15 protein-coding genes and 1 pseudogene are annotated in these 17,370 nt (G+C 40.3%); 5 read left to right on the top strand and 11 right to left on the bottom strand.

Annotated elements, in window-relative coordinates; all coding sequences use genetic code 11:
* The first annotated feature begins 270 nt into the window (after positions 1 to 270).
* From O3643_RS04730 to O3643_RS04710, 5 genes and pseudogenes are all read left to right on the top strand, one after another.
* Positions 271 to 1,539, top strand: coding sequence for an extracellular solute-binding protein (locus tag O3643_RS04730; RefSeq protein ID WP_070678334.1), 1,269 nt, complete (start codon positions 271 to 273; stop codon positions 1,537 to 1,539).
* Positions 1,540 to 1,662: 123 nt separating this feature from the next.
* Positions 1,663 to 2,957 (top strand): annotated as a pseudogene (locus tag O3643_RS04725) (ABC transporter permease subunit).
* 1 nt (position 2,958) lies between these two features.
* Positions 2,959 to 3,801 carry a sugar ABC transporter permease gene (locus tag O3643_RS04720; RefSeq protein WP_006149195.1) on the top strand — a complete coding sequence of 281 codons (843 nt, stop codon included), beginning with the start codon at positions 2,959 to 2,961 and terminating at the stop codon, positions 3,799 to 3,801.
* Positions 3,802 to 4,006: 205 nt separating this feature from the next.
* Positions 4,007 to 4,807 carry a DUF1189 domain-containing protein gene (locus tag O3643_RS04715; RefSeq protein ID WP_371500197.1) on the top strand — a complete coding sequence of 267 codons (801 nt, stop codon included), beginning with the start codon at positions 4,007 to 4,009 and terminating at the stop codon, positions 4,805 to 4,807.
* Between the two features lie 9 nt (positions 4,808 to 4,816).
* The gene (locus O3643_RS04710; RefSeq protein WP_371500195.1) at positions 4,817 to 5,803 is read left to right on the top strand and encodes a LacI family DNA-binding transcriptional regulator; all 987 of its coding nucleotides are present in this window, start codon (positions 4,817 to 4,819) and stop codon (positions 5,801 to 5,803) included.
* A gap of 53 nt (positions 5,804 to 5,856) precedes the next feature.
* Here the strand turns inward: O3643_RS04710 and O3643_RS04705 are convergent, their stop codons facing one another.
* The 11 genes from O3643_RS04705 to O3643_RS04655 form a co-directional block, all read right to left on the bottom strand.
* On the bottom strand, positions 5,857 to 6,798 hold the full coding sequence (locus O3643_RS04705; RefSeq protein WP_371500193.1) for a YitT family protein: 942 nt from the start codon (positions 6,796 to 6,798) through the stop codon (positions 5,857 to 5,859).
* On the bottom strand, positions 6,776 to 8,539 hold the full coding sequence (aspS, locus tag O3643_RS04700; protein WP_371500191.1) for an aspartate--tRNA ligase: 1,764 nt from the start codon (positions 8,537 to 8,539) through the stop codon (positions 6,776 to 6,778). The genes O3643_RS04705 and aspS overlap by 23 nt, the downstream gene beginning before the upstream one ends.
* Positions 8,540 to 8,676: 137 nt before the next feature.
* On the bottom strand, positions 8,677 to 8,892 hold the full coding sequence (locus tag O3643_RS04695; RefSeq protein WP_006149190.1) for a hypothetical protein: 216 nt from the start codon (positions 8,890 to 8,892) through the stop codon (positions 8,677 to 8,679).
* Positions 8,893 to 8,910: 18 nt separating this feature from the next.
* Entirely contained in the window at positions 8,911 to 9,552 is a 642-nt protein-coding gene (locus tag O3643_RS04690) for a CPBP family intramembrane glutamic endopeptidase (RefSeq protein ID WP_371500189.1), read from the bottom strand.
* A 9-nt stretch (positions 9,553 to 9,561) separates the two neighbouring features.
* Positions 9,562 to 10,263, bottom strand: a complete 702-nt coding sequence (locus tag O3643_RS04685; RefSeq protein WP_371500187.1) for a DUF3169 family protein — start codon at positions 10,261 to 10,263, stop codon at positions 9,562 to 9,564.
* A gap of 14 nt (positions 10,264 to 10,277) precedes the next feature.
* Positions 10,278 to 10,628 carry a PspC domain-containing protein gene (locus O3643_RS04680; protein WP_371500185.1) on the bottom strand — a complete coding sequence of 117 codons (351 nt, stop codon included), beginning with the start codon at positions 10,626 to 10,628 and terminating at the stop codon, positions 10,278 to 10,280.
* On the bottom strand, positions 10,625 to 10,828 hold the full coding sequence (locus O3643_RS04675) for a hypothetical protein (RefSeq protein ID WP_036758187.1): 204 nt from the start codon (positions 10,826 to 10,828) through the stop codon (positions 10,625 to 10,627). Before O3643_RS04675 ends, O3643_RS04680 begins: the two co-directional genes overlap by 4 nt.
* The gene (locus tag O3643_RS04670) at positions 10,828 to 11,031 is read right to left on the bottom strand and encodes a helix-turn-helix transcriptional regulator (RefSeq protein ID WP_000916944.1); all 204 of its coding nucleotides are present in this window, start codon (positions 11,029 to 11,031) and stop codon (positions 10,828 to 10,830) included. The genes O3643_RS04675 and O3643_RS04670 overlap by 1 nt, the downstream gene beginning before the upstream one ends.
* A 163-nt stretch (positions 11,032 to 11,194) precedes the next feature.
* Positions 11,195 to 14,158: a YfhO family protein gene (locus O3643_RS04665; protein WP_371500182.1), complete on the bottom strand. Its 2,964-nt coding sequence runs from the start codon at positions 14,156 to 14,158 to the stop codon at positions 11,195 to 11,197.
* A gap of 22 nt (positions 14,159 to 14,180) precedes the next feature.
* The gene (locus O3643_RS04660) at positions 14,181 to 15,140 is read right to left on the bottom strand and encodes a glycosyltransferase family 2 protein (protein ID WP_371500180.1); all 960 of its coding nucleotides are present in this window, start codon (positions 15,138 to 15,140) and stop codon (positions 14,181 to 14,183) included.
* A 75-nt stretch (positions 15,141 to 15,215) separates the two neighbouring features.
* Positions 15,216 to 16,940: an Ig-like domain-containing protein gene (locus O3643_RS04655; protein WP_371500178.1), complete on the bottom strand. Its 1,725-nt coding sequence runs from the start codon at positions 16,938 to 16,940 to the stop codon at positions 15,216 to 15,218.
* Positions 16,941 to 17,370: the final 430 nt, after the last annotated feature.

Genomic DNA, 17,370 nt, shown 5'->3' with positions numbered 1-17,370 from the left:
CCCTATATTTTAATTTTCCCCCTCCCTTTGTTTCGTCTTCTATTTATGCAATCGTTTCCCTTCAATTATTTTTGAATTGAAATTTACACGATTTCCTATTTCTCTTCTATTATACAAACAATTTTAGGAATTAGCCAGTCACAAGCTTTTTAAAATTTTTTCAAAAAAATGCTTGCAACCGTTTTCTGTTTGTGCTATACTAAGGTCATAAGGGAAAACGTTTGCGTTTCCTCGAAATTAAAATTTGTTATTCTTTAGGAGGAATACACTATGTCAACTAAATTCATGAAGAGCGCTGCTGTACTTGGTACTGCTACTCTTGCTAGCTTGCTTTTGGTAGCTTGCGGAAGCAAAACTGCTGATAAAGCAGCTGATTCTTCTGCATCAGGAAGCCAAGAAATCACTTTCTACGTTGAAGACCAATATAAAGCTTACGCTGAGAAAGTTGCTGCTGCTTATGAAAAAGAATCAGGAACAAAAGTTAACATCAAATCTGGTGACCAACTTGGTGGACTTGACAAACTTTCACTTGACAACCAATCAGGTCAAGCCGCTGACGTTATGATGGCTCCATACGACCGTGTAGGTAGCCTTGGTACTGACGGACAACTTTCAGAAGTAACTTTGAGCGACGGTGCTAAAACTGATGACACTACTAAATCTCTTGTAACTGTTGGTGGTAAAGTTTACGGTGCTCCAGCTGTTATCGAGTCACTTGTTCTATACTACAACAAAGACTTGATTAAAGAAGCTCCAAAAACATTTGCTGACTTAGAAAACCTTGCTAAAGATAGCAAATACGCTTTTGCTGGTGAAGAAGGTAAAACTACTGCTTTCCTAGCTGACTGGACTAACTTCTACTACGCATACGGACTTCTTGCTGGTAACGGAGCTTACGTATTTGGTGACAATGGTAAAGATCCTAAAGATATCGGTCTTGCTAACGATGGTGCTATCGCAGGTATCGAATACGCTAAAACTTGGTACGAAAAATGGCCTAAAGGTATGCAAGATACTGAAGGTGCTGGAAACTTGATCCAAACTCAATTCCAAGAAGGTAAAACAGCTGCTATCATCGATGGTCCTTGGAAAGCTCAAGCATTCAAAGATGCTAAAGTAAACTACGGTGTTGCAACTATCCCAACTCTTCCAAACGGTAAAAACTACGCAGCCTTTGGTGGTGGTAAAGCTTGGATCATCCCATCAAGCACTAAGAACCTTGAAGGCGCTCAAAAATTTGTAGACTTCCTTGTTTCAACTGAACAACAAAAAGCATTCTACGATGCTACTAACGAAATCCCAGCTAACACTGAAGCTCGTGCTTACGCTGAAGGTAAAAACGATGAGTTGACTACAGCTGTTATCGAGCAGTTCAAGAACGCACAACCAATGCCAAACATCTCTCAAATGTCAACAGTTTGGGATCCAGCTAAAACAATGCTCTTTGAAGCTGTAAGTGGTAAGAAAGATGCTAAAACAGCTGCTAATGATGCTGTAACATTGATCAAAGAAACAATCCAACAAAAATTTGGTAACTAATTGATTGATTCAAGGGAGATAATTTAAACATCTCCCTTGATTTTTAGATATATTGACAATGTTTTCAGCAATTTTGCTGATTAGCATCGAGCTCAATGCTCGTATCTTATGAAAGGAGCACTCATGGAACAACAACCAAAAAAAGCAGCCTTGCTTTCATTGATTCCTGGGTTGGGACAAATCTACAACAAACAAAAAGCTAAAGGTTTTATCTTCCTTGCTGTAACAGTGGCTTTTGTCCTCTATTTTATAGTACTTGCAGCACCTGAATTGAGCAACTTAATCACGCTTGGTGAAAAACCTGGCCGTGACAACTCTCTCTTCATGTTGATTCGTGGTGCATTCCACTCTATTTTTGTAATTGTTTATCTAGCCTTTTATATTCTCAATATTAAAGACGCTCACACTATTGCAAAACGTATCAATAATGGCATCCCTGTCCCATTGACACTTAAGGATATGATTAAAGGTATCTATGAAAATGGATTCCCTTACTTGCTTATCATTCCATCTTACGTTGCCATGACATTTGCCATCATCTTCCCGGTTATTGTAACCTTGATGATTGCCTTTACTAACTACGATTTCCAACACTTACCACCAAATAAATTATTGGATTGGATTGGGTTGGATTGACTAACTTCACAAATATCTGGAGCTTGAGTACCTTCCGTTCAGCCTTCGGTTCTGTTCTTTCTTGGACTATTATCTGGGCTTTATCTGCATCTACTTTGCAAATCGTACTCGGTATCTTTACAGCTATTATTGCTAACCAACCATTCATCAAGGGTAAACGTATCTTTGGTGTTATCTTCCTTCTACCTTGGGCGGTTCCAGCCTTCATCACTATCTTGACATTCTCAAACATGTTCAACGATAGTGTTGGTGCTATCAATACTCAAGTTTTGCCACTTTTTGCTAAGGTTCTTCCTTTCTTAGATGGCGTTCTTATCCCTTGGAAGACAAATCCAACTTGGACTAAAATTGCCTTGATTATGATGCAAGGATGGCTTGGTTTCCCTTATATCTACGTCTTGACTCTCGGTATCTTACAGTCTATTCCAAATGACTTGTATGAAGCAGCTTATATCGACGGTGCAAACGCTTGGCAAAAATTCCGCAACATCACTTTCCCAATGATTTTGGCTGTTGCGGCGCCTACTTTGATTAGCCAATACACCTTCAACTTCAACAACTTCTCTATCATGTACCTCTTCAATGGTGGTGGTCCTGGTAGTGTCGGTGGTGGAGCTGGTTCAACCGATATCTTGATCTCATGGATCTACCGTCTGACAACTGGTACAGCTCCTCAATACTCTATGGCAGCTGCAGTTACCTTGATTATTTCAATCATTGTCATCTCTATTTCTATGATTGCATTCAAGAAACTACACGCATTTGATATGGAGGACGTCTAAGATGAATAACTCAATCAGAATCAAACGTAGACTGACTCAAACCCTTACTTATCTTTACTTAATTGGACTTTCAATCGTTATTATCTATCCTCTTTTAATCACGATTATGTCAGCCTTTAAGGCCGGTAACGTTGTGGCCTTCAAGCTCGACAGCAATGTCAATTTCAGTCTTGATAACTTCAAAGGGCTCTTTACTGAAACCTTGTACGGCACATGGTACCTCAACACTTTGATCATCGCTTTGATCACTATGGTTGTTCAGACAAGTATTATCGTACTTGCTGGTTATGCCTATAGCCGTTACAACTTCTTGGCTCGTAAACAAAGTTTGGTCTTCTTCTTGATTATCCAAATGGTGCCAACAATGGCCGCTTTGACTGCCTTCTTCGTTATGGCCCTCATGTTGAACGCCCTTAACCAAAGCTGGTTCCTCATCTTCCTCTACGTTGGTGGAGGTATCCCGATGAATGCTTGGTTGATGAAAGGTTACTTTGACACCGTGCCAATGTCTCTTGATGAGTCTGCAAAACTAGATGGTGCAGGACACTTCCGCCGCTTTTGGCAAATCGTTCTCCCTCTTGTTCGCCCAATGGTTGCTGTACAAGCACTCTGGGCCTTCATGGGACCTTTCGGAGACTATATCCTCTCTAGTTTCTTGCTTCGTGAAAAAGAATACTATACAGTTGCCGTTGGTCTACAAACCTTCGTCAGCAATGCGAAGAACTTGAAGATCGCCTACTTCTCAGCAGGTGCTATCCTCATCGCTCTTCCAATCTGTACACTTTTCTTCTTCTTGCAAAAGAACTTCGTTTCAGGACTTACAAGCGGTGGCGACAAGGGGTAATATACCCCCGCCACCCTTTTTCATTTTTGAACTTGTACATCGATTGTCTGGTGAGAAACAAGAGCTTGCTGAGATTACCTTGTTAGTTAGTGGACAAATCATAACAAACATTCACTTTTACCAAGGATTCTACTATCCCCGCTTGAAATAAAAAACATTTCTCTATATAATACTCGTATAGAAAAATGCCTATAGAAAGAGATTTATGTTACCATATCCATTTTCTTATTTTAATAGTATTTGGGGATTTCGTAAGCCCCTCTCTCATCGTTTTGGTCTAAACTGGTTTCAACTGATTTTTACCAGTATTTTCTTGATTAGCTTATCCATGGTGCCTATTGCTATCCAGAACAGTTCTCAGGAAACCTATCCTTTAGAGACGTTCATCGATGATGTCTATGCTCCATTGACGGACGAAGTCGTTCAGGATCTAGCTACCAATGCTCAGATTGTAGATGGAAAACTAAGCTATACTGGTTCGACTCCTCATCAAGCTTCTGTACAAATCGGGGCTACTGCTAGTTCAAGTTTCCCTGAGGAATTACTTCTTAGCTTTGAACCCGAGCAACTCATCATCAGTAAGCAAGGAAAAGAACTAACCAGCATTCGCTATCACGCTATTACAACTGATAGTTTCCAAAGCAAGGAAAGCTTGACTCAGGCTATTTCAAAAGACTGGTATCAACAGAATCGCGTCTATATCAGCCTCTTCCTGGTCTTAGGTGCTAGTTTTCTCTTTGGACTTAATTTTTTCATTGTAGCTTTAGGTGCTAGCCTTCTGCTCTACTTCACGAAAAAATCTCGTCTCTTCTCATTTAAGACCTATAAAGAGTGCTATCATTTTATTTTGAACTGTTTAGGATTACCAACTTTACTGACCATGATTCTAGGTCTTTTGGGGCAGAATATGGCAACTTTGATTACTGTTCAAAACATTTTATTTGTTCTATATCTGGTCACTATCTTTTATAAGACTCATTATCGTGATCCAGACTACAAAAAGTAGGAGATTATTATGCCTGTTACGATAAAAGACGTGGCCAAAGCTGCAGGAGTTTCTCCTTCAACCGTAACCCGTGTTATTCAAAACAAATCAACGATTAGTGACGAAACAAAAAAACGAGTTCGAAAGGCTATGAAGGAACTCAACTACCATCCTAACCTCAATGCCCGAAGCCTGGTTAGTAGTTATACGCAGGTTATCGGCTTGGTTCTTCCAGATGATTCAGACGTTTTCTACCAAAATCCTTTCTTCCCTTCTGTTCTTAGAGGGATTGCACAGGTTGCCTCGGAAAACCACTATGCCATTCAGATTGCGACTGGTAAGGATGAGAAAGAGCGTTTAAACGCCATTTCACAAATGGTCTACGGAAAACGTGTGGATGGGCTTATCTTCTTGTATGCTCAAGAAAATGATCCCTTGGTGCAACTAGTTGTCGAGGAGCAATTCCCCTTCCTCATTCTTGGAAAATCACTTTCTCCTTTTATTCCGCTTGTTGATAATGATAACATCCAAGCCGGATTTGATGCGACCGAATATTTCATCAAAAAAGGTTGTAGTCGCATTGCTTTCATTGGTGGTACCAAGAAACTCTTCGTTACCCAGGACCGTCTGACAGGTTACGAGCAAGCACTTCAAGAACACAATCTGCCTCTTGATAGTCACCGTACTTTTTTTGCAGACGAGTTTCTAGAAGAAAAGGGCTATAACTTTAGTAAACAACTCTTTAAATACGACCCTCAGACCGATGCTATTATCACAACGGATAGCCTCTTAGCTGAAGGTGTCTGTAATTACCTCAACGAACACCAGCTTGATGTTCCGGTTCTCAGCTTTGATTCGGTCAATCCAAGATTGAATCTAGCTGCCTATGTTGATATCAATAGTCTTGCTCTTGGTCGAACTTCATTTGAAACCATTCTTCAAATCATTAATGATGTCAAGGAAAATCGTCAAATCTGCTATCGACAAGTAATTGCACACGAAATCGTTGAAAAATAAAAACCAACTCTCTATTTTGAGTTGGTTTTTTTGTATCCTATTTACCTGAACAACTAGTTTTCAACTTCGACAAATCGTCCAAGAATATGAACATTCTCTGAGACCGATACAAAGGCTGTTGGATCCACTTGTTTCATAATCTGTTTAAAATCATTGAACTCTGCACGAGTGATAACCGTAATTAATACTGCCTTACGTTCGTGATTATAGGTTCCTTCAGCATCGTGAATCATGGTCGCTCCACGGTGCAATTTATTGTGAATTTTCTCAATCACAGCATCTGGATTACTAGTAACAATCATAGCCTGCATGCGTTTTTGTTTGGTGAAAACTGCATCTGTTACACGACTTGAGACAAAGATGGTAATCATAGAATAGAGGGCATATTTCCAACCAAAGGTCAAACCAGCAATTAGCATAATTGTACCGTTCACTAGGAAGGAGATACTTCCGACGTTTCGTCCTGTCTTCTTACGAATAGTAAGGCTGACAATATCCGTTCCACCACTGGAAATGTTATGGCGTAAGGCAAAGCCGATTCCAAGTCCCATGACGACCCCACCAAAGAGAGCATTGATGATTGGATCCTCTGTCAGTACCACCACTGGCACAAACTGGATAAAGAGCGAGCTCATGGATACCGTGATAAAGGTAAATATCGTAAACTTATGTCCAATCTGGCGCCAAGCTAAAATCATGAGTGGTATATTGATACAATAGAAAGCTACAGAAATTGGAATGTGGAAATTAAACCAGTAGTTACTAAGGCTTGAGATAATCTGAGCCAAACCTGTTGCACCACTTGAATAAACGTGCCCTGGTTGGAAGAAGAAATTGACGGCTACTGCTGATAGAAAACCATATACCAGAGAAGCTGAAATTTTTTCATCGTATTTTTCTTTAGAAATTCCTTGTAAGACACGCAAAATCTTCACCCGATGAGCAAAGCGGCGTAGATAATAGTGCCACTTTTTAGTTAGTTTCGTTTGTTTCATCTTGTTCTACTTGTAGATTGAGTTCTTCTAGTTGTTTAAGAGCTACTGTTGATGGTGCTTGCGTCATTGGATCAGTTGCCTTGTTGTTCTTAGGAAAGGCAATAACTTCACGGATGTTATCTTCGCCTGCTAAGAGCATGACAAAGCGGTCAAGCCCGATAGCTAAGCCACCGTGTGGTGGGAATCCATAGTCCATAGCTTCCAAAAGGAATCCAAACTGGTCATTGGCTTCTTCAGCTGAGAAACCAAGGGCCTTGAACATGCGTTCTTGGAGTTCTTTTTGGTTGATACGAAGGCTACCACCGCCAAGCTCATAACCGTTCAAGACGATATCGTAGGCAATAGCACGAACCTTAGCCAAATCACCTTCTAGTTCATGAGCAGTATCTGCTTGAGGAAGCGTAAATGGATGGTGGGCACTCATATAACGACCTTCTTCTTCAGACCATTCAAACATTGGCCAGTCAACTACCCAGAGGAAGTTAAATTTGTCGTTATCAATCAAGCCAAGCTCTTTGGCAATACGTCCACGAAGGGCCCCAAGTGTTGCATTGGCTACTTCAAGCGTATCAGCCACAAAGAGAACCAAGTCTTTATCTTCAAGACCAAGCGCACTTGTTAAATCGCCTTGAATGCTAGTCAAGAATTTAGCGACTGGTCCGTTTAATTCACCGTCAACAACCTTGATCCAAGCAAGACCTTTAGCACCATACTGCTTGGCTACTTCTGTCATTTTGTCGATGTCTTTACGTGAGTAGTTGTCTGCTGCACCTTTGACTACGATTGCTTTTACCGCAGGAGCTTCTGAGAAGACCTTGAAGTCCACATCCTTAACCACTGCTGTCAAATCCTGAAGCAACATCTCAAAACGAGTATCAGGCTTGTCAGATCCATAAAGGGCCATGGCATCATCATACTTCATACGAGGGAATGGCAGCGTTACTTCGATTCCTTTTGTTTCCTTCATCACGCGCGCAATCAAGCCTTCTGTGATGTCTTGGATTTCTTGCTCTGTCAGGAACGAAGTTTCCAAGTCGACCTGGGTAAATTCAGGCTGACGGTCACCACGCAAGTCCTCATCACGGAAACATTTGACGATTTGGTAGTAACGGTCAAATCCCGCATTCATCAACAACTGTTTTGTAATCTGCGGACTTTGAGGAAGGGCGTAAAAATGCCCTTTATTAACACGAGATGGCACCAAATAGTCACGCGCCCCTTCTGGTGTTGACTTAGAAAGGAATGGTGTTTCCACATCGATAAATTCCAACTCGTCCAAGTAGTTGCGGATCGAATGTGTTACTTTGGCACGAAGTTTAAGGTTCTCCAACATCTCTGGACGACGAAGGTCAAGGTAACGGTAACGTAGACGCGTATCATCGTTTGCTTCAATGCCATCCTTGATTTCAAATGGTGTTGTTTTGGCTGTGTTAAGCACAGTAAGAGCCATTACATTCAGTTCGACCGCTCCAGTTGCCAGTTTATCATTGGCCTGCTCACGTGCTGCAACCTGACCAGTCACCTCGATGACAAATTCACTACGAAGGCTTTCAGCTATTGCCATCACTCCCGCAGAAACTTTCTCAGGGTTGATAACTAACTGCATAATCCCTTCACGGTCACGAAGGTCGATAAAGATCAATCCACCCAAGTCACGACGACGGGAAACCCATCCTTTCAAGGTAATTTCTTGTCCGATGTGCTCCTCACGAACACGACCAGCATACATACTACGTTTCATGTTTTCTCTCCTCTTGTATTCTGTTACTATTTTACCATAAAAGCGCAGGCTCTTCATGAAAATCAGCAGAAAAGTTGAGAGAATCCTCTTATAAATAAAAAAATCCAGCAAAGTCATTCACTGGATTTGAGTTTTCTTTATTTTTTACGCTTTTCAGCAATCTCTTCTGTCTTCTTAGGAAGGACAATTTCTGTCACATAAGCCGTCGCAAATCGTATCACTCCTGCGATAGGAGCAAAGATAACCGCTAGATTGTTATAAAAGAAATCCCCCTTAATGAAATAGACAAGTAAGCCGATGACAAAGAAGAGAAAGATAGCCTGAATGACTGCTAATATTAGTACTCGTTTCATGATTTCCTCCTGAGTCTATTATAGCATCATTATCATCACAAATGAAATTAAATTATTTAAGGCATGCAATCCCATACTATAAGCCAGACCACCCTTATTGATATAAGCCAAGCCCATACTAAGACCAAGGGCACTATAGACTAGGAATTGTTGTGGAGTAGTAGGGAAATGAACAAGTGCAAAAAGGATGGTACTTACAAGAAGAAAGAGAGCTGTCTTCTTGACGTTGTCTTGTTGAGGGAAGACAAAGCGAGCCAACATACCTCTAAAGGTCAATTCTTCTGTCAGGGGTGCAAAGACGACTGCCATGAAGAAAGTGAAGAGAGGTTGTTCTTGAGCCAATTGATCTACCATCTGTTGATTGGCTGATGGATCATTTGGTAAAAAGTTTTCTACAACAATGACAAGGACCCATACCAAGGCAGGCAGCCAGATGTATTTGTTAAGGACCGTTTTTTCAATCGTAACGGTTCCTGTCTTATACCACTTGTAGGTAACGAAGGTAAAGATTCCTGCTAATAAGACATAAACAGGGACAGCAACGTAGTCAGGTGCTCCCATTATCAAGGCGGCTAAACCTACGCCCTGAATAAAACTATAGACCATAAGAAATGATAAGAAGGCAAGGCTATACCAGCCGATATTTTTAAGTGTTTTCATAAGATTCTCCTATTTGAAATAACGTTTTGTTTTACGCAACTGTGCAACATTTGTATACAAATGGATGACAACTGCCACAAGCAGAGCAACCAACTGTACTTGACCTAATACTAAAGATAGAACTACTAAGACAACATAGATACCAGGAATGAGGAGTTGATTGACCTTGAATAAGATCAAGTAAGCTTCTTCCATCTCAGCCTGTTTTTCTCCCTCATCATAAGTGTCAAGGTAGTCTAAAACTTCCTTGGGAGTCGCCGTAATAGAAAGTTTGTAGTTACGAATCTTGCTGGTGATTTTTAGACAGTAAGCACCCGCCCAGATACCTAAAACTATCAAAAGTAAGGATGCTGCTGATAGGCCTAAACCTCCCAAATCTATTAGTAGACAGGAAAGCATACTAATTTGGCAAACATTCCAAGCTACTGTAGCATAATCTAAGAAGCGATACGTAGCAAGGTAGTCTTGCTCATTTCCTTCATCCTCTTCCTCTCTTTGATAATTCTGATAAGCCTGATGGCTTTTTCTAGTGAAATAAAAGGTTAGAATCACCGTAAGCATCCCTAAACCAAGAAAGATTGAGTACAAGGCAACGACTACTTGCTCTTGACTGATACCTAAAGGATTATCACCAAGGAAACCAGCAAATATTGCTAATAAAACACTTGCAAGAAAAATCTTCAGTGCAAAAATGATTTGTTTCTTTTCCATATTTCAACCTCTTTCTAAAACAAGCCAGACAACCATTGACCAAAATCTTTACCTGATTCGAAGATAGCGGTCAAGCCTTCTGTTCCAAGTGATACCAAAATCAAACAAACAGCAAGTAAGAGAATAGCTTGGTTTCTAGCTTTTTTTGCTCCATCCCCCAAGGGTTCATTACCAAGCCAACCTGCTAGATAAGCATAGGCTGTAACTGTTAAAATACCAATCTCCGTCGAAGAGAGAAACAAGAAGACTGTCACCAAACGAACGATATTGGCTTGAATGTTAAAATAATTTCCTAATCCTGCACAAACACCTGCAAGTGCTTTGTTCTCTGTATCGACTTGAAAACCTGCTAAAAACTCTTTCATAACTTTTCTCCTTTTAGGATCTCTTTAAACTTTATCTTTCTCTCTACCCATCTAAAGACTAATAGTAGCACTATGTTAATCCAGAAGAGGTATTTACTTTCGACGATCGTAAACCAACCAAATAGGCTCCCAATCATAGCCAAAAGATTTACGATAAACACGACTATAGATAGATAATAAATCACTTTATACTTGTTCATCACTCATCCTCCTCTAAGCGGAAGACTGACTCGACCGGCTCATGGAATATCTGAGCAATCTTCAGGGCAATGACGATGGATGGCGTGTACTCATCCCGCTCTAGCAAACTGATGGTTTGCCTGGACACGCCAGCTAGTTTGGCCAGCTCTGTTTGATTCAGGCCATCGCGAGCCCGAAGCTCTTTTAGACGATTTTTTAGCATGCCTTTTTTCTCCTTTGTTCTTTATCTTGATTTCATTGTAACACATCTTTTTATTTTTGACAAGCATATTTGTCAAAAAGTTTAAGATTTTTGTCATTTTGTAAAAGAAAACGGTCAGGGATGGTATCCTGACCGTATTTTTTTATAGTTGATAAAAGATTGCTTACTCAGCTGATGGAGCGTCTTGATTTTCTTTCAGCTGGTTTTTATCATCCTTCTTGTAATCTCTTCTGACGATATAAAGCGTTGTTAGACTAATGAGAGTCAATACAGCACCTGTAACCCTTCCTTTTTGAGAGAAGACAAATTCTACTTTGTGTTGTCCAGAAGTAATCGGGAATGAAATAAAGCTGTTCCATGCTTTTGTCACAGGGACATCCTTGCCATCTACTTTCACCTTCCAACCCTCACTATAAGGGATAGAGGTCATCATGTATTTACTGTCGTCAGTAATATTCACTGAACCGACGATATGAGTATTCGAGAATTTCTCAACTTGTAGACCTTGTTCCTTCCGCTTTTCTAAAGCACTTTGAATTTGACTGATTTCTGCGCGGTAAACTCCTGCATTTGAAAGGTCAACCTTATCTGTTTTAAAGCGGAACTCCAGTACAGACTCTTGATTCTCTGCATTGTCAGCGATTTGCCATAGTTGACGTTGCGTATTTCTCTTAGAATGAGTGAACCACTTGCCGTTCAGAAGGACGGAGTAATCTTTCTCTGAATTTAGACTTGCTGGTACGAAGAAATAATAGGTCAAGTTTGTTCGAGGAGTAATTCGGTAGCGAACGATTGCATCCTTAGAAGAATCCACCCGCTTGTAGACTGCAGTTCCTTTTTCTTTGTCGACATTTTCCTCAGTAAGATTTTCTGTTTCAGCATCTCCGTAAGCTAGGGGTTTGAAGTAGTCGAGATAATTCTCTTCGCCTTTTTTCACGCCTTCCATAGAGTTAAGGATGATATTTTGATTTTGGATAGCGTTATTTCTACCAAAGTTGATGTTTCTTACTAAATCATTTGTTCCATAGGCTAATGGGAAAGAATTTGGATTTTCGTACACGATATAACGTTCATCTTCGTAGACCTTCTGCGTGAAATAACGGCTCATGTCAAAACGACTTGCAAAACGTGTGAAATACATTCTCTCAGGATGAGCTTCTTTCTCAGTAGGATCCAAATCCTTGACATCCATATAGTAGCGAACACCGTATAAGGCATCTGTCAGAGGAGTTCCATTTTCATACTCTGTCGCCGCATTAATCCCTTGGTCACCCATAAAGGCAAATTGATCCATGGTCGTACGCTCTAAGCTTGAACTGAAGGTACTTAAACCTGGGTAGGAAATAAGCGATGGCACTGTTTTTGAATAGGCAAAGGTTGAAGCGATTCGATAGAATGGTTGGTCTGCTTGTTTCTGAACATCGTCTGTCACTTGTTTTACAGATACCGTTGCATCTACAAACTTATCTACATCTGCATACCCGAAGGTCACTTGAGATAGATAAGCGTTGTAACCCAACTCAAAGATTGTTAAGGTAGATAAGGCAAGAATGGCTAATCTTGTCATTCTTGAGCGCAGTAAGAAGATAACCGCCAAGTAGACTAGCAAGGTTAATACAACCTGAGATAAGAAATATCCTGTTTGGAGAAGAATTCCTAGAAGAAGGACGACAGCTCCAGCTATCAATAGCACCATTTTTTTCACTTTAGGAGCTTTACGAGAACGACTCCAATAGAGATAAGAGCAAGCTGCAGTGATAGCTAATAGTAAAATCCAAAATACAATAAAGTTCTTTGATAGAAATTGAGTCAAAGCTTCAGGTTGAGTTTTTGGAAGATAGGTGAATTTCTTTGTATAGAGATAAATTGCTGATAAAACCAGTAACACCACTGAAAGCAACTTCCCTCTGCGAGAAATTTCTACTTGCCCTTTCACTACTTGATAGGCTAAAACAAGCATAAAGAACGAGAATAACCATGAAAAACGGAAGAAGAATCCAGCTGGGTTTTGTCCCATATGCCAGATTTTACTTACAAACTCATTGACAAAGGAAAGGAAGAAGACTAAGGTGACAGCTCCTGCAGCCCAACGTTTTTCCTTAACTACTTGCTTGGATGTAAAGTAAAGGATGAAACCAATAAATCCTAAAGCACCGATATAGATATTTGGAAGGTTAGGTCCAGCCGACCAGCCTGAGGCAGTATCAAAACCACCGATAGCCAGTTTAGACAGGATATCCACAGGATTGATCTGAAAAGCGAAGGAGAACTTCATGGCATCTCCAACTTGCCCCTTACTCTCAAGGAGATTATAGAAAACTGGCACAATCAATACCGATGCCGTAGCAACCCCAATGACAGAGAAGGCAAATGTTTTTACCAAAGGACTCAAGAAGTGTTTCAGCTTCTGCTTCAAAGTTCCCTGGATAGAGAGGCGTGGTGAAACATAATAACAAGAGTATAGGACGATAAAAATCGAAATCATATAGCCCATATAGAACTGCAGAAAGACTGTTAACCCTAAAATAAAGGCATAACGATAGGGTCTTCCTCCATCCAAGAGCTCTTCCAGATAAACGATAACGAGCGGTAGCATGATCATGGCATCATAGAAAATGACGTTCATCTGATAGGAAACGAGCATGCCTGAAAGAGCATAGGCTGTTGCAAACAGAGGCACCAACCACACACGAGATTCTGCTCCCTTATAGCGCTTAATCAGGAAGTAAGAGAAAGAAAGGCCGATTGCTCCATATCTGAGCCAAATAGTCAGGAAAACTGCTAAACCATAGTGTTTGAAGGGGATAATAATATAAAAAATATTAAAGGGACTCATCAAGTAATAGCCCAAAACCCCTATCATGTCTCCACCGAGAGATTTAGTAAAAGAGTAAGTCAGGCTACTCAAATCACCCGTAAGTACCGCATGTTTAAGTAAGCCAAAAAAGCTGATATACTGCTGACCAAAGTCAACTGCCATCAGACTTTTATTCCCAAAGGGATAGCTACCCATGAAGAACCAAACAACCAGCATGATGGTCATCGGTAGTAAGGCACTTATCGTATAAAGCAAGGCTTTAGGGTGTTTCCCTTTTAACTCTTGCCAACGCGTTAACCACTTATCCATGTTTGTTTTCTCCTATGTCTTCTTAACCAATCTTATCTTTTTCAGCTTGGTCAATATTGCTTTTCGCGACGATAAAGTGAGGACGTTGCTTCACCTCGTAATAAATCTTTCCGATATACTCTCCAAGCACACCGATGAAGATCAGCTGCACACTGCTAAACAAGATAATGGCTGCTATTGTGGTGAAATATCCACTCGTATAGTCGGAAGAAAAGATAAATTTACAAAACTCATAAACAATGTAGAGAAGAGACAGAGCCATGCTGACAAATCCAAATTGGATACAAATTCTAAGAGGACGATCATTAAATGAGATAATCCCCTGGAAAGCATAGTTCATAGACTTCTTAAAGCCGAATTTGCTTTTTCCTGCTTTACGAACTTCGTTTTTATAAGGGATAACCTTCTCTTTAAAACCAATCCACTCATAGAGCCCTTTATTAAATCGATTGTACTCAGGCAGCGAAACAAACACATCCACAGCTCTCTTGCTGAGGAGTCGTAATTCAGATTTCCCGTCTGTTAACTTGACATCCATGGAATGGTTCGAGAATTTATAGAAACTACGAGCAAAGAAGCTCCCTACAAATGACTCCCCTTCTCGACTTCTCTGACCACTGACGATATCGTATCCCTCCTTATACGCTTCTACAAAAAGAGGAATTAGGTAAGGCGGATGTTGCAAATCTCCATCCATCACCATAACTGCATCACCGGTTGCATACTTAAAACCAGCAAGAATTCCACTCTCGCGACCAAAGTTTCTACTAAAGCTGATATACTTGACCCGTGGATGTTCATTCGCAATAGCATCGATTAGCTCTAGAGTGCTATCGCTGCTCCCGTCATCTACATAAAGAATTTCATAATCAGACAGTTCTTCCGATAAAATCATACTCTCTAACTGCTCAGAAATGGCTTTATGCGTTTGAGCTAGAACTAATTCTTCATTTAAAAGAGTGATAAGAATTGATAGTTTCATCTAAATGCTCCATATACTATTCACTTTTAAAAAAGGAGAGAACCATGCTCTCTCCTCTTTAAAGAAACTAAACTATTACTTGTTAGAATATCTACGTTTCAATACAACGGTACTTGATAAGATAACGATTCCTGAAAATACCAATCCAGTCCCCATAGCTTCCCCAGTTTTAGGAAGTTCTGGTTTTTCCTCTGTAGTCGTTGTTCCTGGAACATCTGGTTTTGAGGTTGTCGTAGTCGTTGTTGAAGTGGTTGTTGGATCTTCCATTGTTGTTGTTGTCGTCGAAGTAGTCGTCGGCTCTTCCGTTGTTGTTGTGGTCGAAGTAGTCGTCGGCTCTTCCGTTGTTGTTGTGGTCGAAGTAGTCGTCGGCTCTTCCGTTGTTGTCGTTGAAGTAGTCGTTGGCTCTTCAGTCGTTGTTGTCGTTGAAGTAGTCGTCGGCTCTTCAGTCGTTGTTGTCGTTGTAGTAGTCGTCGGCTCTTCTGTTGTTGTCGTTGAAGTAGTCGTCGGCTCTTCCGTTGTTGTTGTCGTCGAAGTAGTCGTTGGCTCTTCAGTCGTTGTTGTCGTTGAAGTAGTCGTCGGCTCTTCTGTTGTCGTAGTCGAAGTAGTCGTTGGCTCTTCTGTTGTTGTTGTCGTTGAAGTAGTCGTTGGCTCTTCAGTCGTTGTTGTCGTTGAAGTAGTCGTCGGCTCTTCCGTTGTTGTTGTCGTTGAAGTAGTCGTCGGCTCTTCCGTTGTTGTAGTTGTAGTAGTTGTAGTTGTGGTCGTAGTTGTTGTAGTTGTAGTTGTGGTTATAGAAGTCTTATCACCACCACCATCACCTGAAGCAGTTTCTAAACGAGCATGTTCAGTAAGAGTACGCTCTTCAGGGAAATTAGTAGCTTTCCACTTCAATATGTTGTCTACTTTAGTTTTTGCAGGAAGGTCTTGAGTAAGTTCAGTTGAGTATTCAATCCATACTGACTCTTTGTTAACATTCCCAAGGTTAAAGCTAAATCCTGTAATTTGACCTGCCGCATTTCTTGTGAACACTGCTTTCTCAGTGAGGATTTCAGTTGGTTTTAACTTGTACAATTCGTCTACATTTAGGATTTTGCTTGGTTGAGTTGGGTAACGTACAGCACGGAATGTACTTTCTACAAGCACTTGTCCATGATCGCTGAAGTCATCAGTGATAACCAAGTTATCCAATTTATCTTGAATACCATTCAAAAGGACACGCCATTTGATACGTTTAGGATTTGCTTTGTCTTGGTAACCGACTTTGTATTCGTAGTCACCTGGAACACCTACAAATTTCTCATAGGTTACTTGGTAAGTTTCATTCCCAAACTTAAATGTATACTTACCAGAATCTTTCCAAGTGTTTGCATTTGGACGAACTGAGTATCTCAAAGACATAACTTTGTTTTGGGGATTCTTAGAGAAGTAGTCAGTAAAAGTAATGTTTACTTTCCCTGTAGCCGGATCAGTTACAGCATTTCCGACCACTTGGCCGCTACTATGAAGGATTGGAAATTCAAGTTTAGTAGTTAATTCCAATTCTTTTGGAAGATCCAAAGTCAGTGTATCCCCAGCATTGATATTTTGTGAGTCTGGGAAAGTAAGTGAATTTGTTGCGTCTAAGACACGACCAGTCGTGATCTTAGTATCTGCAGTTAATGGTTTCCCATCAACCTTAACTTCTGTTTTCAAAGTATAGTTGGTAACATCAGTAGCAAATACGGTCGTAAGTGTTGCCAAAGAAAGAACCAAAATACTTACGAACGCTAAAATACGCGTTACGCTAAGCTGTGATTTCTTCATCACATAATCTCCTTTTTAAAATTATTCAGTTGTATCATAGCATTTTTTATAGGCATTTACAAGATTTTTTTACGTTTTTTCTTGCTTTTTTAAAAATATTTCGTTTTTTTATTCATTTTTGGATAAAAACAGTTTTTAATGGTCGTGTTTTTTATCTATAATATCGATAAATGTCAAGAATGACATCAAGCTTCCAAGTAGACCTAACTATGATTGTTCTCCTGTTTCTGATAATATCTTATCTTGACATATAGCAGTTTCCTGAGTTCTTGAGTTGTGCCTACTAACGACTTTTTCGTCCTGCGTCCTGCTTAGGTGGTAGAGCTATCGGGGGGAACCTTATCTTGTTGTGCTTTTGCTACTCAGTGACTAGTTTTTCTCAGGCAAGTTATTCGTTTGATGGATTTTCTTCAGCAACTTCCTTATCATA

The organism is Streptococcus sp. 20925_1_44, from assembly GCF_041432435.1.
GTDB classification, from domain to species: domain Bacteria; phylum Bacillota; class Bacilli; order Lactobacillales; family Streptococcaceae; genus Streptococcus; species Streptococcus infantis.
Note: the sequence above shows the minus strand (reverse complement) of the source record. Positions and strands in the feature narration are given on the sequence as shown.

Coding starts and splice junctions, on each gene's coding strand:
- O3643_RS04730 (WP_070678334.1), top strand. CDS start 271: ATGTCAACTAAATTCATGAAGAGCGCTGCTGTACTTGGTACTGCTACT.
- O3643_RS04720 (WP_006149195.1), top strand. CDS start 2,959: ATGAATAACTCAATCAGAATCAAACGTAGACTGACTCAAACCCTTACT.
- O3643_RS04715 (WP_371500197.1), top strand. CDS start 4,007: ATGTTACCATATCCATTTTCTTATTTTAATAGTATTTGGGGATTTCGT.
- O3643_RS04710 (WP_371500195.1), top strand. CDS start 4,817: ATGCCTGTTACGATAAAAGACGTGGCCAAAGCTGCAGGAGTTTCTCCT.
- O3643_RS04705 (WP_371500193.1), bottom strand. CDS start 6,798: ATGAAACAAACGAAACTAACTAAAAAGTGGCACTATTATCTACGCCGC.
- aspS (WP_371500191.1), bottom strand. CDS start 8,539: ATGAAACGTAGTATGTATGCTGGTCGTGTTCGTGAGGAGCACATCGGA.
- O3643_RS04695 (WP_006149190.1), bottom strand. CDS start 8,892: ATGAAACGAGTACTAATATTAGCAGTCATTCAGGCTATCTTTCTCTTC.
- O3643_RS04690 (WP_371500189.1), bottom strand. CDS start 9,552: ATGAAAACACTTAAAAATATCGGCTGGTATAGCCTTGCCTTCTTATCA.
- O3643_RS04685 (WP_371500187.1), bottom strand. CDS start 10,263: ATGGAAAAGAAACAAATCATTTTTGCACTGAAGATTTTTCTTGCAAGT.
- O3643_RS04680 (WP_371500185.1), bottom strand. CDS start 10,628: ATGAAAGAGTTTTTAGCAGGTTTTCAAGTCGATACAGAGAACAAAGCA.
- O3643_RS04675 (WP_036758187.1), bottom strand. CDS start 10,828: ATGAACAAGTATAAAGTGATTTATTATCTATCTATAGTCGTGTTTATC.
- O3643_RS04670 (WP_000916944.1), bottom strand. CDS start 11,031: ATGCTAAAAAATCGTCTAAAAGAGCTTCGGGCTCGCGATGGCCTGAAT.
- O3643_RS04665 (WP_371500182.1), bottom strand. CDS start 14,158: ATGGATAAGTGGTTAACGCGTTGGCAAGAGTTAAAAGGGAAACACCCT.
- O3643_RS04660 (WP_371500180.1), bottom strand. CDS start 15,140: ATGAAACTATCAATTCTTATCACTCTTTTAAATGAAGAATTAGTTCTA.
- O3643_RS04655 (WP_371500178.1), bottom strand. CDS start 16,940: ATGAAGAAATCACAGCTTAGCGTAACGCGTATTTTAGCGTTCGTAAGT.